The sequence below is a fragment of the Neorhizobium phenanthreniclasticum genome (assembly GCF_040066075.1).
Taxonomy (GTDB): domain Bacteria; phylum Pseudomonadota; class Alphaproteobacteria; order Rhizobiales; family Rhizobiaceae; genus Neorhizobium; species Neorhizobium petrolearium.
In genome coordinates, this window is record NZ_JBEAAL010000053.1 from 1 (window position 1) to 21,026 (window position 21,026).

17 protein-coding genes and 1 tRNA gene are annotated in these 21,026 nt (G+C 59.9%); 2 read left to right on the forward strand and 16 right to left on the reverse strand.

Going from position 1 to position 21,026, the window contains the following annotated elements:
• The 4 genes from ABK249_RS32805 to rpsL all read right to left on the reverse strand — a co-directional run.
• Nucleotides 1-126, reverse strand: a 126-nt coding sequence (locus ABK249_RS32805; RefSeq protein WP_244520023.1) for a GTP-binding protein, incomplete at its 3' end; no start/stop codon positions are given.
• A gap of 67 nt (nucleotides 127-193) precedes the next feature.
• Entirely contained in the window at nucleotides 194-2,293 is a 2,100-nt protein-coding gene (fusA, locus tag ABK249_RS32810; protein WP_037151035.1) for an elongation factor G, read from the reverse strand.
• Nucleotides 2,294-2,326: 33 nt separating this feature from the next.
• Entirely contained in the window at nucleotides 2,327-2,797 is a 471-nt protein-coding gene (gene rpsG / locus ABK249_RS32815; RefSeq protein ID WP_037151038.1) for a 30S ribosomal protein S7, read from the reverse strand.
• Between the two features lie 80 nt (nucleotides 2,798-2,877).
• Entirely contained in the window at nucleotides 2,878-3,249 is a 372-nt protein-coding gene (rpsL, locus tag ABK249_RS32820) for a 30S ribosomal protein S12 (RefSeq protein ID WP_003507760.1), read from the reverse strand.
• Between the two features lie 490 nt (nucleotides 3,250-3,739).
• Here rpsL and ABK249_RS32825 point away from each other — a divergent pair, with 490 nt between their 5' ends.
• Entirely contained in the window at nucleotides 3,740-4,033 is a 294-nt protein-coding gene (locus tag ABK249_RS32825; RefSeq protein ID WP_037151041.1) for a hypothetical protein, read from the forward strand.
• A 125-nt stretch (nucleotides 4,034-4,158) separates the two neighbouring features.
• Here the strand turns inward: ABK249_RS32825 and ABK249_RS32830 are convergent, their stop codons facing one another.
• The 11 genes from ABK249_RS32830 to ABK249_RS32880 all read right to left on the reverse strand — a co-directional run bounded on the left by ABK249_RS32830 (nucleotide 4,159) and on the right by ABK249_RS32880 (nucleotide 19,342).
• Nucleotides 4,159-5,223, reverse strand: coding sequence for a cytochrome-c peroxidase (locus tag ABK249_RS32830; RefSeq protein WP_227702597.1), 1,065 nt, complete (start codon nucleotides 5,221-5,223; stop codon nucleotides 4,159-4,161).
• 180 nt (nucleotides 5,224-5,403) lie between these two features.
• Nucleotides 5,404-9,612, reverse strand: a complete 4,209-nt coding sequence (rpoC, locus tag ABK249_RS32835) for a DNA-directed RNA polymerase subunit beta' (RefSeq protein WP_037151047.1) — start codon at nucleotides 9,610-9,612, stop codon at nucleotides 5,404-5,406.
• A gap of 198 nt (nucleotides 9,613-9,810) precedes the next feature.
• Nucleotides 9,811-13,950 carry a DNA-directed RNA polymerase subunit beta gene (gene rpoB / locus ABK249_RS32840; protein WP_037151050.1) on the reverse strand — a complete coding sequence of 1,380 codons (4,140 nt, stop codon included), beginning with the start codon at nucleotides 13,948-13,950 and terminating at the stop codon, nucleotides 9,811-9,813.
• A gap of 253 nt (nucleotides 13,951-14,203) precedes the next feature.
• A complete protein-coding gene (rplL, locus tag ABK249_RS32845; RefSeq protein WP_037151054.1) occupies nucleotides 14,204-14,587 on the reverse strand; it encodes a 50S ribosomal protein L7/L12 in 384 nt (127 codons plus the stop codon).
• Between the two features lie 57 nt (nucleotides 14,588-14,644).
• Nucleotides 14,645-15,163 (reverse strand): 50S ribosomal protein L10, encoded by a 519-nt coding sequence (gene rplJ, locus ABK249_RS32850; RefSeq protein ID WP_037151056.1) that lies wholly within the window; start codon nucleotides 15,161-15,163, stop codon nucleotides 14,645-14,647.
• Nucleotides 15,164-15,506: 343 nt separating this feature from the next.
• A complete protein-coding gene (rplA, locus tag ABK249_RS32855; protein WP_037151061.1) occupies nucleotides 15,507-16,202 on the reverse strand; it encodes a 50S ribosomal protein L1 in 696 nt (231 codons plus the stop codon).
• 1 nt (nucleotide 16,203) lies between these two features.
• Entirely contained in the window at nucleotides 16,204-16,635 is a 432-nt protein-coding gene (gene rplK, locus ABK249_RS32860; RefSeq protein WP_037151064.1) for a 50S ribosomal protein L11, read from the reverse strand.
• A gap of 176 nt (nucleotides 16,636-16,811) precedes the next feature.
• A complete protein-coding gene (nusG, locus tag ABK249_RS32865; RefSeq protein ID WP_037151067.1) occupies nucleotides 16,812-17,342 on the reverse strand; it encodes a transcription termination/antitermination protein NusG in 531 nt (176 codons plus the stop codon).
• A 16-nt stretch (nucleotides 17,343-17,358) separates the two neighbouring features.
• Complete coding sequence (gene secE, locus ABK249_RS32870; RefSeq protein ID WP_037151073.1) at nucleotides 17,359-17,559, reverse strand: preprotein translocase subunit SecE; 201 nt, start codon at nucleotides 17,557-17,559, stop codon at nucleotides 17,359-17,361.
• 199 nt (nucleotides 17,560-17,758) lie between these two features.
• A tRNA-Trp gene (locus ABK249_RS32875) sits at nucleotides 17,759-17,834 on the reverse strand.
• Between the two features lie 113 nt (nucleotides 17,835-17,947).
• Entirely contained in the window at nucleotides 17,948-19,342 is a 1,395-nt protein-coding gene (locus ABK249_RS32880) for a capsule biosynthesis protein (protein ID WP_227702596.1), read from the reverse strand.
• Nucleotides 19,343-19,505: 163 nt separating this feature from the next.
• Here ABK249_RS32880 and ABK249_RS32885 point away from each other — a divergent pair, with 163 nt between their 5' ends.
• A complete protein-coding gene (locus ABK249_RS32885; RefSeq protein WP_227702595.1) occupies nucleotides 19,506-20,804 on the forward strand; it encodes a capsule biosynthesis protein in 1,299 nt (432 codons plus the stop codon).
• Between the two features lie 97 nt (nucleotides 20,805-20,901).
• On the opposite strand, the gene ABK249_RS32890 is transcribed toward ABK249_RS32885, so the two are convergent.
• Nucleotides 20,902-21,026, reverse strand: a 125-nt coding sequence (locus tag ABK249_RS32890; protein WP_462139379.1) for an EF-Tu C-terminal domain-related protein, incomplete at its 5' end; no start/stop codon positions are given.

The window sequence follows — 21,026 nt, forward strand, 5'->3', positions numbered from 1 at the left end:
ATAAGCCTTGAACTCGCCGAAATACTTCGTAATCGCTGCCGTCAACGACGTCTTACCATGGTCAACGTGACCAATCGTGCCAATGTTGACGTGCGGCTTATTCCGCTCAAACTTGCTCTTTGCCATTTCCGGCTCTCCGTTCTTGTCCCCTTCCGGGGATAAAAATCTCTACTGTTTCAGCCTGTTATTCCGGTCACTTCTGACCGGAATACTTTGCCTGGATTTCGTTTGCGACATTGGTCGGGACCGGCGCGTAATGGTCGAAGACCATCGAATACTGAGCGCGGCCCTGCGACATGGAACGCAGGTTGTCGACATACTTGAACATGTTCGCCAGCGGCACGTGGGCGTTGATCACGACAGCGATGCCGCGCGATTCCTGGCCCTGGATCTGGCCACGGCGGGAGTTCAGGTCGCCGATCACGTCGCCGACGTAATCTTCCGGCGTCACGACTTCGACCTTCATCATCGGCTCGAGAAGCTGGGCACCAGCCTTCTTGGCTGCTTCACGGAAGCAGGCGCGGGAAGCGATTTCGAAGGCCAGAACCGACGAGTCGACATCGTGGAAGGCGCCGTCGATGAGGGTCGCCTTGACGCCCAGCATCGGGAAGCCGGCAAGCGGACCGGAAGACAGCACGCTTTCGATGCCCTTCTGGACGCCCGGGATGTATTCCTTCGGGACCGCACCGCCGACGATCTTCGACTCGAACTTGAAATCGTCGCCGTCCGGGTTCGGTTCGAAGACGATCTTGACGCGCGCGAACTGGCCGGTACCGCCGGACTGCTTCTTGTGCGTGTAATCTTCTTCGTGCTTCTTCGTGATCGTTTCACGATAGGCGACCTGCGGAGCACCGACGGTGGCTTCAACCTTGAACTCGCGACGCATGCGGTCGACGAGAATATCGAGGTGAAGCTCGCCCATGCCGGCAATGATGGTCTGGCCGGACTCTTCATCAGTCTTGACGCGGAAGGACGGGTCTTCGGCAGCGAGGCGGTTGAGCGCAAGGCCCATCTTTTCCTGGTCGCCCTTGGACTTCGGCTCGATGGCGATCTGGATGACCGGCTCGGGGAATTCCATGCGCTCGAGGATGACCGGCTTCAGCGGATCGCAGAGCGTATCACCCGTCGTGGTTTCCTTGAGGCCGGCGAGAGCGACGATGTCGCCCGCAAAGGCTTCTTCGATGTCTTCACGGGAGTTCGAGTGCATCTGCAGCATGCGGCCGACACGCTCGCGCTTTTCCTTGACCGTGTTCATCAGCGAGGCGCCCTTTTCGAGCTTGCCCGAGTAGATACGGCAGAAGGTGAGCGAACCGACGAAGGGGTCGTTCATGATCTTGAAAGCGAGCATCGAAAGCGGCTCGTTGTCATCGGCATGACGGTCGATCTCGGCTTCGGTCTTGACGTCGATGCCCTTGATCGCCGGGATGTCGGCCGGGGACGGCAGATATTCGACAACGGCGTCGAGCAGCGGCTGAACGCCCTTGTTCTTGAAGGCGGAGCCGCAGAACATCGGGAAGAACTTGACGTCGATCGTGCCGCGGCGGATCAGCGCACGGATCTTGTCGTTGTCCGGCATTTCGCCTTCGAGATAGGCTTCCATCGCCTCTTCGTCGATCTCGACGACAGTCTCGATCAGTTTTTCGCGGAACTCTTCAGCCTTGGCTTTCAGGTCGTCCGGGATCTCGACGACGTCCCACTGGGCGCCGAGGGATTCGTCGCGCCAGACGAGAGCGTTCATCTCGATCAGGTCGACGACGCCCTTGAACTCGGTTTCAGCGCCGATCGGCAGCTGGCAGACGACGGCGGTGGCGCCGAGGCGGGTCTTGATCATCTCGACCGAGCGGTAGAAGTCCGCACCGGTCTTGTCCATCTTGTTGCAGAAGATCATCCGCGGGACGTTGTACTTGTCCGCCTGACGCCAGACAGTTTCGGTCTGCGGCTCCACGCCGGCATTGGCGTCGAGAAGAGCGACCGCACCGTCGAGCACACGCAGCGAACGCTCGACTTCGATGGTGAAGTCGACGTGGCCGGGGGTGTCGATGATGTTGAAGCGGCGCATCTTGCCGTCACGGCCCTTCCAGAAGGTCGTGGTGGCGGCAGAGGTGATCGTGATGCCACGCTCCTGCTCCTGCTCCATCCAGTCCATCGTGGCCGCGCCGTCGTGAACTTCACCGATCTTGTGCGACTTGCCGGTGTAATAGAGGATACGCTCGGTGGTCGTGGTCTTGCCGGCGTCGATATGCGCCATGATACCGAAATTTCGGTAGTCTTCGATTTTATACTCGCGAGCCATAGGACTGCCTTTCGAAGTTCGATCGGATGAAGATTACCAACGGTAGTGCGAGAATGCGCGGTTGGCGTCGGCCATCTTGTGCGTGTCTTCACGCTTCTTGACGGCGCTGCCACGGTTGTTGGCGGCATCCATGAGTTCACCGGAAAGACGATCGACCATGGTGGTTTCGTTGCGCTTGCGGGCAGCGGCGATCACCCAGCGGATCGCGAGGGCCTGACGGCGCTCCGGACGCACGTCGACCGGAACCTGGTAGGTCGCACCACCAACGCGGCGCGAACGGACTTCAACATGCGGCGCGACATTGTCGAGCGCCTGATGGAAGATACCCAGCGGGTCGGCCTTGGACTTACCCTGCACGGCGTCGAACGCACCGTAAACGATGTTTTCAGCCACGGACTTCTTGCCGTGAAGCATGATCGCATTCATGAACTTCGTGACGACGAGATCACCGAACTTCGGGTCCGGGTTGATCTCACGCTTTTCTGCACGATGGCGTCGGGACATACTTCTTCTCGTCTCTTCAACTGTTAAGGCGCTTTACCACGCGGAGAACCTCGCGCAGCGCCGGGATAATCAAAACCGAATTACTTCGGACGCTTTGCACCATACTTGGAACGGCGCTGCTTGCGGTTCTTGACACCCTGGGTATCGAGAACGCCGCGAATGATGTGATAACGAACGCCCGGCAAGTCCTTGACGCGGCCGCCACGGATCATGACGACGGAGTGTTCCTGAAGGTTGTGACCTTCACCCGGGATATAGCCGATCACTTCGAAGCCGTTGGTCAGGCGAATCTTGGCAACCTTACGCAGAGCCGAGTTCGGCTTCTTCGGGGTCGTGGTGTAAACGCGAGTGCAAACGCCGCGCTTCTGCGGGTTTTCCTGCAGGGCAGGAACCTTGTTGCGCTTTACCTGCGCCTGACGCGGCTTGCGGATCAGCTGGTTTACGGTAGGCATATAACCATCCCTTGCAAAATCTTCTTCCAAAGCCCTTATCAGGGCCAATCTGATGCCGTTTCCGGCGGCGACACACACATTTCCTCATGCGCAAAACGTGGCCCGATCCGCTTTCCGGATGGACCACAAAAGGCAGAGGACGCATTCCTCATGCGTCATGCGTGCAACATTCGTGTCGTCAACGTGCGTATGGAACCGTGTCTGAGGCGTACTCCGGAACGAGTCGTTCCGAACGGGCAAGCCTCACATCGCTTCCGATGCGGGGCGTTTACTGTTTTCCCCCCCGCCCGTCAAGAGCCGCGCCGAAAATAATGCCTCAAACCCCTGGCTTACCGGGCACAGGGCAGGTTTTCCGACAAGGTTTCGTGAGTTTTGGCCCTTCGCCGGCATTTGTATTTGGGAATCGCTGTCAATGGAACTAAAGAGGACGGAAACCTTTCATCCCGCTTCCGCTTCGGGGCAAAGGTCTTTCCCGTATCTGGAGACAATGATGATGGCGGCCGCTGACAACGACAACAATCTCGACGGGCCGATGATCTTTATCATCATCGGCAAGGGATATGAAGTAAAGGATGGCGAGGGCGTCGACCTCCACATCATGCTGCAGGCACCGGACGACGATTCCGCCGTGCGCGGAGCGCTCAACGCGCTCTCGGAGGAAGGTTTCCTCGAAGCCGATCTCGACCAGATCGGCGTTTTGACCGACGAACCGACGGAAGAACCGCATGCATCCGCCTATCAGGGTGCGCTCGAAGGCGAAGTCTCGATCATCCGCTTCGAATAAAGAGATTAGAATGGATGGCACCCGCTGGTGCGGTGGACCAGCAGGTGCCCCCTCGCCGGCTTATTTTGCGCATGCTGTCCCGAACCGGTCCCCCTTCGGGCGGCATGCTCCAACGCCGGTCTTGTTTATTTGGAAGTCGGTATGATGCTGACCGGCCGCGGCGTTACGTCGGTTTCGGGCGGAAGGATTGGATAGGTCACGTCCGGCACCTTGCCGGTCAGAGAATCCAGGAAGGCGACGATCAGATCGACCTCCTTGCCCTTCAGTTCCTCGCCAAGCTGCGCCGTTCCCATGATCGCGACCGCCTGTTTCAGGTCCCACACTTTCCCTGAATGGAAATAGGGTGCCGTCAGCACGATGTTGCGCAACGGCGCGGCGCGAAAGACGTAAGAATCATCTGCCGTATTGGTGACGGCAAAGCGCCCTTTGTCGTTTTCCGGCAGGACCTCGGCCCCGGGCTTCTCGATCAGTCCGAAGGGATAATACCCCTCCCCGCCGACGTTGATGCCCGCATGGCAGGCCGCACACCCCTTGTCCATGAAGAGCGACAGGCCCCGCTTCGCCTCGACGGTCATGGCATTGTCGTCACCGTTCAGCCAGGCGTCGAAAGGCGCCGGTGTGATCAACGTCGCCTCGAAGGCTTCGATCGCCCTGGCAAAATTGTCGAAAGTGACCGGATCGGCCTCCCCCGGAAAGGCCGCCTTGAACCACTCGACATATTGCGGCATCGACTTCAGCGCCGCGATAACCTGGTCCGGTGTGTTGGCCATCTCGACGCCGGCCTGGACCGGCCCCTTGGCCTGGGCCTTCAAGTCTTCGGCGCGCCCATCCCAGAACTGCGCGATATTGAAGACGGCGTTGAGCGCGGTCGGCGCGTTGCGCGGTCCCTTCTGCCATCCGTGGCCAATCGAGGTTTCGAGATTGTCGTCGCCGCCGGTCGCAAGATTGTGACAGGAGTTGCAGGAAAAGACACCCGAAGCCGACACGCGCGGGTCGAAGAAGAGCGCCTTTCCGAGCGCGATCTTCTCCGTGGTGATCCTGTTGTCCTTCACTGCGGGGATGGTCGACGGCAAGGGCTTGAACACTTCAAGCGCTGTTTCGCGAAGATCGGCGGGGACCGGCGGGTCCGCCGCGTGCGTCACCGTTGCAAGCAAAACGCTGACGGCGACCGTGGACACTAACTTATTCATTTGAGCCTCCATTCGTCATCGAACGGAGACCAGATTAGAAACCTTCCAATGATGCCCGTTTGCCCTTGGTCAACCCTTGAAACCTCACCTATCCCCGAAAACGCGAAAACGCCCGGATTTCTCCGGGCGTTCTTTCTTTCGTCAATTCCAGCGGGTGCGACAGATCGGCACTCCGGCCTATCACTCGGCCGGGGTGTTTTCTCCCGCCATGTCCTGCAGCATCGGGGTTGCCGAGGCGGCTCCCGACCCCTTCTTGCGCTCCTCGAGGATAAGCTCGTCGCGCGAGGTGGCGATGCGGCGGATCTGGGTCATGGTGCCGCCCGTACCAGCCGGGATGAGACGGCCGACGATGACGTTTTCCTTGAGCCCCTGCAGCGTGTCCATCTTGCCGGCGATCGCAGCCTCCGTGAGAACCTTGGTGGTTTCCTGGAAGGATGCGGCCGAGATGAAGGACGGGGTCTGCAGCGACGCCTTGGTGATGCCGAGCAGAACCGGCTCGCCCGAAGCAGGCTTCTTGCCTTCCTCCGCCAAGCGCTCGTTGACGTCGTCGAGTTCGATGCGGTCGACATTGTCGCCAACGATGTACTGGCTGTCGCCGGCATCGGTGATCTCGACCTTCTGCAGCATCTGACGGACGATGACTTCGATGTGCTTGTCGTTGATGACAACGCCCTGCAACCGGTAGACTTCCTGGATTTCGTTGACGAGGTAGGAAGCAAGCGCTTCCACGCCCTTGATCGCCAGGATGTCGTGCGGCGCCGGGTTGCCGTCGAGGATGTAGTCGCCCTTCTCGATGTAGTCGCCGTCCTGAAGATGGAAGGGCTTGCCCTTCGGGATCAGGTATTCGACCGGTTCGACACCGTCTTCCGCCGGCTCGATCATGACGCGACGCTTGTTCTTGTAGTCGCGACCGAGGCGGATCGTACCATCGATCTCAGCGATGATGGCGTGGTCCTTCGGACGACGGGCTTCGAACAGTTCGGCGACGCGCGGCAGACCACCGGTGATGTCCTTGGTCTTGGCGCTTTCCATCGGGATACGGGCAAGAACGTCACCCTGGGAGACCTTCTGGCCCGGCTCGACGGACAGGATCGCATCGACCGACAGCTGGAAGCGGGCTTCGCCGCCACGCGACAGCTTGGCGATCGCACCGGAAGCATCCTTGATGACGATCGCGGGCTTCAAGTCCGAACCACGCGGCGTCGAACGCCAGTCGATGACCTGGCGCTTGGTGATGCCGGTGGATTCGTCGGTCGATTCCGAAACCGAGATCGAGTCGACGACGTCTTCGAACTGAACCGTACCTTCGACTTCCGTCATCATCGGGCGGGTATAAGGATCCCACTCGGCGAGACGCTGGCCGCGGCGGACCTTGTCGCCGTCATCCACGAACAGCTTCGAACCATAGGCGACGCGCTGCGAAGACCGTTCGACGCCACGCTCGTCCAGGATGGTGACCGCCATGTTGCGGCCCATCGCAACGAGAACGCCTTCGGAGTTCCGCAGCATGTTGCGGTTCTTGATCTGGATCGTGCCTTCGTAAGACGCTTCGAGGAACGACTGGTCGACCACGTTCGCCGTACCGCCCAGGTGGAAGGTACGCATGGTGAGCTGCGTGCCCGGCTCGCCGATCGACTGAGCGGCGATGACGCCGACCGCTTCGCCCATGTTGACCGGCGTACCGCGAGCAAGGTCACGGCCGTAGCAGACCGAGCAGACGCCCGTCTGGACTTCGCAGGTCAGTGCGGAGCGAATGCGGATCGACTGGATACCAGCCTTTTCGATCTCGATGACATCCGGCTCAAGGATCATCTTGCCCGCATCGACGATACGCTCGCCCGTGACCGGATGATCGATATCGTCCAACGCGGTACGACCCAGGATGCGGGCGCCAAGCGAAGCAACGACCTGGCCGGCATCAACGATCGCCGTCATGGTGAGGCCGCTTTCGGTGCCGCAATCGACCAGGTTGACGATGCAGTCCTGCGCCACGTCGACGAGACGGCGGGTCAGGTAACCGGAGTTCGCGGTCTTCAAGGCGGTGTCTGCGAGACCCTTGCGGGCGCCGTGCGTCGAGTTGAAATACTCGTTCACGGTCAGGCCTTCCTTGAAGTTCGAGATGATCGGCGTTTCGATGATCTCGCCCGACGGCTTGGCCATCAGACCGCGCATGCCGCCCAGCTGGCGCATCTGGTTCGGAGAACCGCGGGCGCCCGAGTGGGACATCATGTAGATCGCGTTCATCGGCTTCTGGCGACCGGTCTCGGCGTCGAACTCGACGGCCTTGATGCGTGCCATCATGTCCTCGGCGACCTTCTCGGTGGCCTTGCCCCAGGCATCGACGACCTTGTTGTACTTTTCGCCCTGGGTGATCAGACCGTCGTTGTACTGCTGCTCATATTCCTTCACCAGCGCTTCGGTATCACCAACGATCTTTTCCTTGGTGTCCGGAATGATCATGTCATCCTTGCCGAAGGAGATGCCGGCGCGGCAAGCGTGGGTGAAGCCAAGCTGCATGATGCGGTCGCAGAAAATGACCGTGTCCTTCTGGCCGCAGTGACGATAGACCGTGTCGATCATCCTGGAGATGTTCTTCTTGGTCATCTCCTGGTTGCAAATGTCGAACGGCACGTTGACATTCTTCGGCAACAGTTCGCCGATGATCATGCGGCCGGGCGTCGTTTCATAGATCTTCGAAACCGGCTTTCCCTCGGCGTCGACGGTCTTGAAGCGGCCCTTGATCTTGGCATGCAGCGTGACGACCTTGTTTTCCAGAGCGTGGTGCAATTCGCCCATGTCGGAGAAGGCCATGCCCTCGCCCGGCTCGTTCTGGTTCATGATCGAGAGATAATAAAGGCCGAGAACCATGTCCTGCGACGGCACGATGATCGGGGCGCCGTTCGCCGGATGCAGGATGTTGTTCGTCGACATCATCAGCACGCGGGCTTCGAGCTGGGCTTCGAGCGACAGCGGCACGTGAACGGCCATCTGGTCACCATCGAAGTCGGCGTTGAAGGCCGTGCAGACGAGCGGGTGCAACTGGATCGCCTTGCCTTCGACCAGGATCGGCTCGAAGGCCTGGATGCCCAGGCGGTGCAGCGTCGGCGCACGGTTCAACAGGACCGGATGCTCGCGGATGACCTCGTCGAGGATATCCCAGACTTCCGGCTTTTCCTTTTCGACCAGCTTCTTCGCCTGCTTGACGGTCGAGGAGTAACCCTTGGCGTCGAGGCGGGCATAGATGAACGGCTTGAACAGTTCGAGCGCCATCTTCTTCGGCAGGCCGCACTGGTGCAGCTTCAGTTCCGGACCGGTCACGATGACCGAACGGCCGGAATAGTCGACGCGCTTACCGAGCAGGTTCTGGCGGAAGCGGCCCTGCTTGCCCTTCAGCATGTCGGACAGCGACTTCAGCGGACGCTTGTTGGCGCCAGTGATGACGCGGCCACGACGGCCGTTGTCGAACAGCGCATCGACAGATTCCTGCAGCATGCGCTTTTCGTTGCGGATGATGATGCCCGGAGCGCGCAGTTCGATCAGGCGCTTCAGACGGTTGTTACGGTTGATGACGCGACGATAGAGATCGTTCAAGTCGGACGTCGCGAAACGACCGCCGTCGAGGGGCACGAGCGGGCGCAGATCCGGCGGGATCACCGGAACGACCTTCATGATCATCCATTCCGGGCGATTGCCGGACTCGATGAAGTTCTCGACGATCTTCAGACGCTTCATCAGCTTCTTCTGCTTGAGGTCCGACGTGGTGTCGGCAAGCTCCGAACGCAGGTCGCCGGCGATCTTCTCAAGATTCATCGAAGCCAGCATTTCATAGATGGCCTCGGCGCCGATCATCGCCGTGAACTGATCCTCGCCGTATTCGTCGACGGCGATCATGTATTCTTCTTCGGAAAGAAGCTGGTTTTCCTTCAGCGCGGTGAGGCCCGGCTCCGTCACGATGTAGTTCTCGAAATAGAGAACGCGCTCGACATCCTTCAGGGTCATGTCGAGAAGGGTGGCGATGCGGGACGGCAGCGACTTCAAGAACCAGATATGGGCAACGGGAGCGGCAAGTTCGATATGGCCCATGCGCTCGCGGCGTACGCGCGACAGCGTGACTTCGACGCCGCACTTTTCGCAGATGATACCCTTGTACTTCATGCGCTTGTACTTGCCGCACAGGCACTCGTAGTCCTTGATCGGCCCGAAGATGCGGGCGCAGAAAAGACCGTCGCGTTCCGGCTTGAACGTACGGTAGTTGATGGTCTCCGGCTTTTTGATTTCGCCGTAGGACCAGGAGAGAATCTTCTCCGGCGACGCGATCGAGATACGGATCGAGTCGAAGTGCTGCGCAGGCACCTGCGGATTGAAAAGATTCATGACCTCTTGGTTCATGCCTATCTCCTTTAGGGGCCGAAGCCCTCGGCTTGCGATCGGTGCTGTCCAAACTCCCAGGCCCTATTTCCGGGAATGGCAGTCCGATGCTTTAAGTAGTCGTAGCCGCTGAATGCGGCGAAAATTTCCCGATCCTGCCGGCAGGAGCCAGCGGCGGGAGCGGCGCGCGCCAATCCAAGCGCGCGCCTTCTCTTGTCGTTACTCGGCGGCGTCAGGCAGTTGCTGGCCGCCATCCGCCTGCTCGACCTTCGAATTCTCGAGCTCCACGGACAGGCCCAGCGAGCGCATTTCCTTGACGAGAACGTTGAAGCTCTCCGGAATGCCCGCTTCGAACGTGTCGTCGCCACGGACGATCGCTTCGTAGACCTTGGTACGGCCTGCCACGTCGTCCGACTTCACGGTCAGCATTTCCTGCAGCGTGTAGGCGGCGCCGTAAGCTTCCAGAGCCCAGACCTCCATTTCGCCGAAGCGCTGGCCACCGAACTGCGCCTTACCGCCCAGCGGCTGCTGGGTGACGAGCGAGTACGGACCGATCGAACGCGCGTGGATCTTGTCGTCCACAAGGTGGTTCAGCTTGATCATGTACATGTAGCCGACGGTGACCTTACGGTCGAAGGCTTCGCCCGTGCGGCCGTCGTACAGAACCGACTGACCCGACGAATGCAGGCCAGCCTTGGTCAGCATGGCAGCAACGTCCGGTTCATGCGCGCCGTCGAAGACCGGCGTCGCGATCGAAACGCCGCGCTTCGACTGCTCTGCAAGCTTTACCAGCGACTCGTCGTCAAAATTGGCGACTTCGTTCTTGGCTTCGCTGGCATACACGTCCGTCAGCTCGCGCTTCAGGTCGGTGATATCCATCGTCTTGCGATATTCTTCGAGCAGCTCGCCGATCTTCTTGCCCATGCCTGCGCATGCCCATGCGAGATGGGTTTCAAGGATCTGACCGACGTTCATGCGTGAAGGCACGCCAAGCGGGTTCAAGCAGATGTCGACATGCGTACCGTCTTCGAGGAATGGCATATCCTCGACCGGTACAATGCGCGACACGACGCCCTTGTTCCCGTGACGGCCGGCCATCTTGTCGCCCGGCTGGATCTTGCGCTTCACGGCGACGAAGACCTTGACCATCTTCATGACACCCGGAGGCATTTCGTCGCCGCGCTGGACCTTCTCGACCTTGTCCATGAAGCGCTGTTCAAGGCGCGACTTGGATTCGTCGTATTGGGCGCGCAGCGCTTCGATCTCGCCCTGGACCTTTTCGTCCTCGACGGCGAACATCCACCACTGCGAGCGCGGGTACTCCGAGATCACGGCATTCGAAAGCTCGACGCCCTTCTTGAAGCCCTTCGGGCCGGCAACCGACATCTGCCCACGCAGCATGTCCGTCAGACGACCATAGACGTTGCGGTCGAGGATCGCCTGTTCGTCGTCCCGGTCCTTGGCGAGGCGCTCGATCTCCTCGCGTTCGATCGCCATCGCACGTTCGTCCTTCTCCACCCCGTGGCGGTTGAAGACGCGAACTTCAACGACGGTGCCGAAGGTGCCCGGCGGCATGCGCATGGAGGTGTCGCGGACGTCGGAGGCCTTTTCGCCGAAGATGGCGCGCAGGAGCTTTTCTTCCGGCGTCATCGGGCTTTCGCCCTTCGGCGTGATCTTGCCGACGAGAATGTCGCCCGGCTGGACTTCGGCGCCGATGTAGACGATGCCCGCTTCGTCGAGGTTCTTCAGCGCTTCTTCCGAAACGTTCGGAATGTCGCGCGTGATTTCTTCCGGACCAAGCTTGGTGTCACGAGCCATCACCTCGAATTCCTCGATGTGAATGGACGTGAACACATCGTCCGCCACGATCCGCTCTGACATCAGGATCGAGTCTTCGTAATTGTAGCCATTCCAGGGCATGAACGCGACGAGCGCGTTACGGCCGAGAGCCAAGTCACCAAGATCGGTCGACGGACCGTCGGCGATGATGTCACCCTTGTTCAGAACGTCACCGACGGCGACCAGCGGACGCTGGTTGACGCAGGTGTTCTGGTTCGAACGCTGGAACTTCTGCAGACGGTAGATATCGACGCCGGACTTCGACGGATCGAGGTCCTCGGTGGCGCGGATAACGATACGGGTCGCGTCGACCTGGTCGACCACGCCGCCACGCCGGGCAGCGATCGCAGCACCGGAGTCGCGGGCGACGACCGGCTCCATGCCGGTGCCGACGAACGGAGCCTCGGCGCGTACCAGCGGCACGGCCTGGCGCTGCATGTTCGAACCCATGAGAGCGCGGTTGGCGTCATCGTTTTCCAGGAACGGAATCAGCGCGGCTGCGACGGAGACGAGCTGTTTCGGCGAAACGTCCATCAGGTTGATGGTGTCGCGCGGAGACAGCATCACTTCGCCGGCATGGCGGCAAACGACGAACTCTTCGGCAAAGGTGCCGTCATCGTTCATCGGCGCGTTCGCCTGCGCGACGTAATACTTCGCCTCTTCCATGGCGGAGAGGTAAAGCACGTCGTTGGTGACCTTGCCGTCGACGATCTTGCGATACGGGCTTTCGATGAAGCCGTACTTGTTGACGCGAGCGAAGGTCGCCAGCGAGTTGATCAGACCGATGTTCGGGCCTTCCGGCGTTTCGATCGGGCAAATGCGGCCGTAGTGGGTCGGATGCACGTCGCGGACTTCGAAGCCTGCGCGCTCACGGGTCAGACCACCCGGGCCAAGGGCCGAAAGACGGCGCTTGTGGGTGATTTCCGACAACGGGTTCACCTGGTCCATGAACTGCGAGAGCTGCGAGGAACCGAAGAATTCGCGAACGGCGGCAGCCGCCGGCTTCGCATTGATCAGGTCCTGCGGCATGACGGTATCGATCTCGATCGACGACATGCGCTCCTTGATGGCGCGCTCCATGCGCAGCAGACCCAGGCGATACTGGTTCTCCATAAGCTCGCCGACGGAACGGACGCGGCGGTTGCCGAGGTTGTCGATGTCGTCGATCTCGCCCTTGCCGTCGCGCAGTTCGACCAGCATCTTGACCACGGCCAGGATGTCTTCCTTGCGCAGCGTGCGGACCGTGTCCTCGACTTCGAGGTCAAGACGCATGTTCATCTTCACGCGGCCGACGGCGGAGAGGTCGTAACGCTCCGCATCGAAGAACAGCGAGTTGAACATGGCTTCCGCCGATTCCATGGTCGGCGGCTCACCCGGACGCATGACGCGGTAGATATCGAACAGAGCGTCCTGGCGGTTCTCGTTCTTGTCGGCGGCAAGCGTATTGCGGATATAGGCTCCGACATTGATGTGGTCGATGCCGAGGATCGGGATCTCGTCGAAACCTGCGTTCAGGATGACCGGCAGTGTCTTCTCGTCGATCTCGTCGCCAGCTTCCAGGTAGATCTCACCGGTTTCCAGGTTGACAATGTCTTCGGCAAGATAGGTGCCATAGAGATCGTCATTGGTCGCCTTCAACGCCTTCAGGCCCTTTTCGGAGAGCTGACGGAGCAGACGGGGGGTGAGCTTTTTGCCGGCCTCGACAACCACTTCGCCGGTGTCGGCGTCGATCATGTCGGAAAGCGCCTTCGCGCCCTTCAAGGTGTCCGGATCGAACGGAATTCGCCAACCTTCGCCGTCGCGCTCATAGGCGGACTTCGTGTAAAAGGTGGACAGGATTTCTTCACCGTCCATGCCGAGCGCCATCAAGAGCGAGGTCACGGGGATCTTGCGGCGGCGGTCGATACGGGCGAATACGATGTCCTTGGCGTCGAACTCGATATCAAGCCAGGAGCCGCGATAGGGGATCACGCGGGCGGCGAAGAGCAGCTTGCCGGAAGAATGGCTCTTGCCCTTGTCATGATCGAAGAAGACGCCCGGCGAGCGGTGCATCTGCGACACGATCACGCGCTCGGTGCCGTTGACGATAAACGTACCGTTATCGGTCATCAGCGGCATGTCGCCCATATAGACGGACTGTTCCTTGATGTCCTTGATGGACTTCGCGCCGGTATCCTCGTCAATATCGAACACGATGAGACGCAGCGTCACCTTGAGAGGTGCAGCATAGGTCAGGTCGCGCTGGCGGCATTCTTCCACGTCGAACTTCGGCGGTTCGAATTCGTAGGACACGAATTCCAGCATGGAGGCGCCGGAAAAATCGGTGATCGGAAAGACGGACCTGAAGACGGCGTTCAGACCTTCGTCCGGGCGGCCGCCCTTCGGTTCTTCGACCATGAGGAACTGGTCATAGGATGCCTTCTGAACCTCGATGAGGTTCGGCATCTCTGTGACTTCGGGGATTTTTCCAAAAAACTTGCGTACGCGCCTGCGACCATTAAACGAAAGGGTCTGAGCCATCGTCGCTCCTTCAAAATTGCATCCGGGCCTGCAACGGACGGGGTTCGCTGGCCAGTCGATCCCGTCGATCAATGGGTATTCCCAATCTCGTCCCACTTCCCGAACACGCCAGGCCGGATTGCCTTCTCGGTTCGGTTCGGGACCATCCTCTTGAGAACCCATTACCCAAGAACCGTTTTCGCGGTTCTTGGGTAATCAGTTCGGTGGAAATCGGCGGGAGAGGAGACGTCCCCTCTCCCACCGCATTCCGGTATTACTTGACGTCGACCTTGGCGCCGGCATCCTCAAGCTTCTTCTTGAGGTCTGCGGCTTCAGCCTTGGAGACGGCTTCCTTGACAGCCTTCGGAGCGCCTTCGACGAGGTCCTTGGCTTCCTTGAGGCCGAGGCCGGTGATAGCGCGGACTTCCTTGATGACGTTGATCTTGTTGGCGCCGGCCTCCGTGAGGATAACGTCGAACTCGGTCTTTTCTTCTTCAGCCGGAGCAGCAGCACCGCCGGCAGCACCGCCAGCAGCAGCAACCGCTACGGGAGCAGCAGCGGAAACGCCCCACTTTTCTTCGAGCATCTTGGAAAGCTCAGCAGCTTCCAGGACGGTGAGAGAGGAGAGGTCTTCTACGATCTTTGCGAGATCAGCCATTTTACTAGTTCCTTTGTTCGGTTCGAACTGGTTTGATATGAACAGCGAAAAACCGCCTCAAGCGGCTTCGTCCTTCTTGGCATACGCCGAAAACACGCGGGCAAGCTGAGCTGCCGGTGCCTGAACGACGCCTGCGATGCGGGTAGCCGGGGTCTGGATCATGCCCAGCAGCTTCGCACGCAGCTCGTCCAGCGAAGGCAGGGTCGCAAGCGACTTGACACCTTCCGCGTTGAGCGTGGTCGATCCCATGGCACCGCCGAGAACAACGAGCTTGTCGTTGGTCTTGGCGAAATCCGAAACGACCTTCGGAGCGACGATCGGGTCATTGCTGTAAGCAATGAGCGTCTGACCCTTGAACAGGTCCGACATCCCTTCCGACTCCGTGCCCTGAAGAGCGATCTTGGCCAGGCGGTTCTTCGCGACTTTGACGGTGCCGCCAGCAGCGCGCATCTTCGAACGGAAGTCGTTCATCTGCGCAACTGTGACACCAGCATAGTGGGCCACGACAACCGAACCGGAAGCCTTGAAGACTTCGGTCAGCTCCGTGACGAATTCGCGTTTTTCCGCTCTTTCCACTGTCTGTCTCCAGTAGGTAGGACCGCAATCCTGCAGGCCCCACCGGGTTTGCCTTTGCCTCAAGGGATCCTTTTTCTCGGACCCCAAGCGGCGCTTGAGGATCCTGTCCCCTCGCACTGTCCCCTTTCGGGTTCCAGGCACAAGGCACACTAGGCTCGAACCGAACTCGAAAAGCGCCTCGGCGCCCTTCAAAAACTCGTGCTCTTACCCGTCTCATGCAGGCAAGGTGATTAAGGTCGAAACCACCTGCAATCTCGGACAGGAATTCCGGATTTCTCCGGAAATTCCCGGCCCCGAAGGGCCGGGAATTCATGTAGCCGAGACCGAAGCCCCGGCGAATGCTTTAGACCGTTACCGTCGACGGGTCGATCTTGACGCCTGGACCCATGGTCGAGGAGATCGCCACGCGCTTGACGTAGTTGCCCTTCGCGCCAGCCGGCTTCGCCTTGATGACCGCATCGGCGAAAGCCTTGATGTTCTCTTCCAACGCCTTGGCGTCGAACGAAGCCTTGCCGACGCCGGCATGGATGATACCAGCCTTCTCGACGCGGAACTCGACAGCACCACCCTTGGACGCCTTGACGGCACCAGTGACGTCCATCGTGACCGTGCCGACCTTCGGGTTCGGCATCATGCCGCGGGGGCCGAGCACCTTACCGAGACGACCGACGAGCGGCATCATATCCGGGGTCGCGATGCAGCGATCGAAGTCGATCTTGCCGCCCTGGACGATTTCAACGAGGTCTTCGGCACCGACAATGTCGGCGCCGGCGGCCTTGGCTTCATCAGCCTTGGCGCCACGGGCGAAGACGGCAACACGAACGTCACGGCCGGTGCCGTTCGGCAGATTGACCACGCCGCGAACCATCTGGTCGGCATGACGCGGGTCGACGCCGAGGTTCATGGCGATTTCAACGGTCTCGTCGAACTTTGCGATGGCACGGTCCTTCACCATCTTGATGGCGTCGGTCAGGGCAACGAGCTTGGTCGGATCAACGCCTTCGCGGATCTTCTGAATACGCTTTGCAAGCTTTGCCATGTTAAGCCACCACTTCCAGACCCATGGAGCGGGCAGAGCCCTCGACCATTGCCATTGCGCCTTCGACGTCGGCCGCATTCAGGTCCTTCATCTTGCCTTCGGCGATTGCGCGGACCTGCGCCTTGGTGATCGTACCGACCTTCGCACCCTTGCCCGGAGTCTTCGAGCCGGAGGTGATCTTCGCTTCCTTCTTCAGCCAGTAGGTGACCGGCGGCTGCTTCATCGCAAACGTGAAGGACTTGTCCTGGTAATAGGTGATGACGACCGGGATCGGCATACCCTTTTCCATTTCCTGCGTAGCGGCATTAAACGCCTTGCAGAATTCCATGATGTTAATGCCACGCTGACCAAGCGCCGGGCCGATTGGCGGGGACGGGTTTGCCGATCCTGCCTTGACCTGCAGCTTGAGCTGGCCCGCTACTTTCTTAGCCATTTCTCTGCCTTTCGTTATGGACCCGTTGCCCGGTCCGACATGCCGGGCTCGCCCGGCGGCTGCGGTTGCGTGGTTCGGTCGAGGCACCCGGCTAAAGACGCCACCCCTCCCACGCGCTTGCGGCACACGCCGCTCAAGGCTCGCCACGCAAATGGCAAGCCCCAATTCGAAACTCATCAGACCTTTTCGACCTGACCGTATTCCAGCTCGACCGGGGTCGCGCGACCAAAGATCGAGACCTCCACCTTGAGGCGGGAACGCTCCTCGTCGACATCCTGAACGATGCCGTTGAACGATGCGAAGGGACCATCCGAGACGCGAACCTGCTCGCCGATCTCAAAGCTGATCGAGGACTTCGGCCGCTCGACGCCTTCCTGTACCTGGCCCAGGATGCGCTCAGCCTCAAAATCCGGAATCGGAACCGGCTTGTTGTCAGAACCCAGGAAGCCGGTGACCTTCGGCGTATTCTTGATGAGGTGATAAGCCTCGTCGGTCAGGTTCGCACGGACCAAAACATAACCAGGGAAGAACTTGCGCTCGGAATCGACCTTGCGGCCGCGGCGGACCTCCACGACCTTCTCGGTCGGCACAAGGATCTTTTCGAACAGATGCTCAAGCCCCTTCTGGCGAGCCTTGTTCTCGATGTCCTCGGCAACCTTCTTCTCAAAATTCGAATATGCGTGGACGATGTACCAACGCGCCGCCATCTTCACTCTCCAAGAATCAAACGCTGACGTTCAGGATCAAACGTAACAACCAGCCCATCAGCTGATCTGCAGCGAAGAAAAACAACGCAGCGAAAATGACCATAACCAGCACCATAGCCGTGGAGATCATAGTCTCGCGACGAGACGGCCAATGGATTTTCGACGCCTCGGAGCGCACTTGGCGCAGAAACGTGACAGGATTGGTTTTGGATGCCATCGATTGCCCACGCAATTACGGCGCGTAAAGCTGACCTCGCTCAGCCCCACGCACCGCGTGTCTGTTTTGAACCCTACATAAACACCCCTTCCCCTTTACACAAGAGGGAAAACAGTGCCCGATGAAATTTTGCCGCTTTGGGCGGCAACCATTTCCAAACAATCCCGCTGCGGATGTTCCGCGCCAATCGCCTTGGAAATGGCAGGGGCAGAGGGGCTCGAACCCCCGACCTGCGGTTTTGGAGACCGCCGCTCTACCAACTGAGCTATACCCCTTCAACCAGGACGGATCGCGGAATTCTAAAGTCCGGTTCCCGCCACCAGGCCCGGCGCTCCCTTTAAGGGGATGCGTCACGCTTTGCAAGAGCGTTTTTGAATATCCCTGCGTTCTATCTCAGCTTTCTGTTGCTCGCGTCGGAAGCTTCGGTAAATCGCGCAAGAGAAAGCGACTGCCCTCCCCCGGTCGCGAGAATTTCCTTGCCCGGCAGATCGTAGCCGCTCGCCCCTGTCACTGATGATTGCGCTCCCCTTTCGGGCAGCAGCGGCAGACGCCGCCAGGAAAGCCGCGGCGGCCTTTCCACATAAGCGTCCGGCTGATTGACCAGTCCGCCGGAAACGCGGGCGATGATTGCCTCGATAGCCAGCTTGCGGCCGGCCTTGTGATAGAAATTGCCCTTCACCTGCACGCTGCCGGCCAGGGCCTTGATGAAATCAGCCAGAAGCCGCTTATCGATCGGCTCCGGGTGGCGCCAGAAATTGTCAAGACCTCCCTGATGGGTCAGGCCAGGTACGTCGTAGATCGCAGCACCGAGCGCAATGGTCGGAATGCCCGCCCGAAGGCTGTGCAATCCCGTCGTGGAATTGACGACGACCACACCGTGACTATCCCGCAGGATGGCCGACAGATTGCCCTTCTCAATGAAAATCACTCTGCCCTGCACGCGGTGACGTTCCGCAAGACGGGCAACGACCTTGCGCCACCCTTCCAGATCGTTGTCCAGCGGATGCTGCTTGACGACCAGCCGGCCATTTTCGGGTGCGTGGCGCGCAAAGGATTGAATGACCTGTTCCAGCATCTGCGACAGGTGCCGGTAGGGCGAATTTGCGCGGATCTGGTAATCGCTCTGGAGCTGCAGGGCAAGAAGATAGTTCTTCTTCAATTTGTCGTCGAAGAAACCTTCCGGCAGGTCGTGGCGTGCCCTGAACATGCGCGGCACCCAGGAGAGGTAGTCGAAAAGCGGGTCATAATATTTGTCTGCGCGGTAGAAGGGAAACATCAGCCGACCGAAATAGGCCGCAAGGTTATAGACGACTTCATTGGCCGCCTCCTGGCCGAAGGTGTGGCCGTAAAGGGCATGCAGATCAGGCGTGTCCACTTGCGCCGCGATCCGCCGAATATGATCCGGGTCGCTTGGGAAATGAGAAAATCGCCCCATCCCATTCCGCTCGATCGTAATCCAATCGGGTCTCAGATATCCGAACTCCACCGCATGACAGCGCACGCCGAGCTTTCGGCCGACGCGTGCCGCGAGACGATGGTAGGGAAGCCGATCGGCGTAATAGAGGATGTCGGTAATCCCCTCCCGGCGAATCATATCCGCCAGATAGCGCGGCCAGGCCCGCAAGGTCCCGCGATAGTTGATCGCGCCCCGCTTGCGCCAATAAAGCTGGTCTCCCAGCGAGAAGTTCACCCGCTTCGTCTGGAAACCCTGCGCCTCGAACGCATCAGCCAGCTCGCGCCAGAAAATCGATGGAGGTCCCTGCAGAAAGAGGACTTTGGTCATTCGGTAGCCATTGCTGCTGGAGGCTCCATTAAGCGCAGGACTCGTTTATAAGGCAATTTCGATAACGGACTTGTCGATGAATGTTCAGCGGTATTTTGACCATGGCAGTTCCTCCGTCAATGCCAAACCAAACGCGCCCGATCTCTTCCACAGGTTGTGCTACATGACCCCACGTATATTCCTGTTCCTGCAGGGACCGGCCTCGCCATTCCTCCGGCTCCTGGCGGAAGCGATTGAAAAACAAGGCGCTTCCGTCCGAAAGATAAGTTTCTGCCTCGGGGATGTGGTGTTTTGGTGGCCGAGGGAAAGCGACTTCTTTCGCGGCCCGGAGAATGAATGGCCGGTGTATCTCAATTGCTACATCCGTGATCACAATGTCACAGACATTGTCATGTTGGGTGATGGGCGAGCCGCCCATGCGGTTGCGGCGGAGACCGGCATCCGGGAAGGACTGCGGGTCCATGTTCTTGAACACGGCTATCTCAGGCCCGATTGGCTGACGATCGAACCGGACGGCATGTCGGCCCACTCTCGATTTCCGCACGAGCCGGGCGAGATCGAGGCGCTGGCTGCGAGGGAGCCGGCGATTTCATCCGGCGGCCTCTACCGGTCGAGCTTCCTCACCTATGCGCTTTACGACCTCGCCTTCCATATCCCGAACGTCCTCCTTGGCTGGCTTGTGCATCCGAACTACCGGACGCATGGGCCTGTCCATCCGGTGATCGAATACGGCGGCTGGATCCTGAAGGCCCTGACGGGGCGCAAGCGCCGGCGGGCGGCGGAAAAGGCGATAGCGGCATTCCTCACTCCCGAAACCGGTGGGAATGCGGGCCTCTTTTTGTTTCCTCTGCAACTGCCCGGCGATTACCAGATCCGCCGACAGGCACCGGGCGGCGACCTCTTCAGGCTCGTCGATGCGACCATTGCCTCATTCGCCCGATCTGCGCCTGCCGGAAGCCGGCTGCTCTTTAAAGTCCATCCGATCGACAACGGCCTGTCGGGCTGGCCCGACCGGATCGGCAGAACCGCGCAACGACACGGCGCGGCCGCGCGCGTATTCGTCGCGGATGGCGGAGATACGAACATGCTGATCGAAAAATCCACCGGCGTCGTAACGATCAATTCCACCGTGGGGCTGACGGCACTTTCGGCGGGAAAGCCGGTGATCGCGCTGGGCTCGGCGATCTACGACGTGCCGGGCCTGACCTTTCAGGACAGCCTTGCCGCCTTCTGGCAAAGGCCGTCACCGCCGGACCCGGACCTGCTCGACGTCTTCAACCGGGCGCTTGCTGCCACCACGCAGGTTCGCGGCGGCTTCATAGGCCGGGAAGCGATCCGGGCCGGGGTGGACAATGTCGCCGGCCGACTCATGGAAACAGAAGACAGACTTCCGCTTGCCTTCCGCAAACCGCGCGACGCAGCTTTCTTTCGTTACGAGAGCGAACTCTTTCCATCCAGCTGATGCACGGCCGATCCGGTTGCCGACTAAAGCCGGCCCTATATTACAAAAGGCCCCGCCGTTTCCGGCGAGGCCCTTTTTATTCCAATGTCGCCGCCGATCACTCGACGATGGATGCGACGATGCCGGCGCCGACGGTGCGGCCGCCTTCGCGGATGGCGAAGCGCAGCTTCTCTTCCATCGCGATCGGCACGATCAGCTCGACGTCGACCGTCACGTTGTCGC

Coding starts and splice junctions, on each gene's coding strand:
- rpoC (WP_037151047.1), bottom strand. CDS start 9,612: ATGAACCAAGAGGTCATGAATCTTTTCAATCCGCAGGTGCCTGCGCAG.
- ABK249_RS32885 (WP_227702595.1), top strand. CDS start 19,506: ATGACCCCACGTATATTCCTGTTCCTGCAGGGACCGGCCTCGCCATTC.
- secE (WP_037151073.1), bottom strand. CDS start 17,559: ATGGCATCCAAAACCAATCCTGTCACGTTTCTGCGCCAAGTGCGCTCC.
- rpsL (WP_003507760.1), bottom strand. CDS start 3,249: ATGCCTACCGTAAACCAGCTGATCCGCAAGCCGCGTCAGGCGCAGGTA.
- rplA (WP_037151061.1), bottom strand. CDS start 16,202: ATGGCAAAGCTTGCAAAGCGTATTCAGAAGATCCGCGAAGGCGTTGAT.
- rpsG (WP_037151038.1), bottom strand. CDS start 2,797: ATGTCCCGACGCCATCGTGCAGAAAAGCGTGAGATCAACCCGGACCCG.
- rplL (WP_037151054.1), bottom strand. CDS start 14,587: ATGGCTGATCTCGCAAAGATCGTAGAAGACCTCTCCTCTCTCACCGTC.
- ABK249_RS32825 (WP_037151041.1), top strand. CDS start 3,740: ATGATGGCGGCCGCTGACAACGACAACAATCTCGACGGGCCGATGATC.
- rplK (WP_037151064.1), bottom strand. CDS start 16,635: ATGGCTAAGAAAGTAGCGGGCCAGCTCAAGCTGCAGGTCAAGGCAGGA.
- ABK249_RS32880 (WP_227702596.1), bottom strand. CDS start 19,342: ATGACCAAAGTCCTCTTTCTGCAGGGACCTCCATCGATTTTCTGGCGC.
- rpoB (WP_037151050.1), bottom strand. CDS start 13,950: ATGGCTCAGACCCTTTCGTTTAATGGTCGCAGGCGCGTACGCAAGTTT.
- fusA (WP_037151035.1), bottom strand. CDS start 2,293: ATGGCTCGCGAGTATAAAATCGAAGACTACCGAAATTTCGGTATCATG.
- ABK249_RS32830 (WP_227702597.1), bottom strand. CDS start 5,223: ATGAATAAGTTAGTGTCCACGGTCGCCGTCAGCGTTTTGCTTGCAACG.
- nusG (WP_037151067.1), bottom strand. CDS start 17,342: ATGGCGGCGCGTTGGTACATCGTCCACGCATATTCGAATTTTGAGAAG.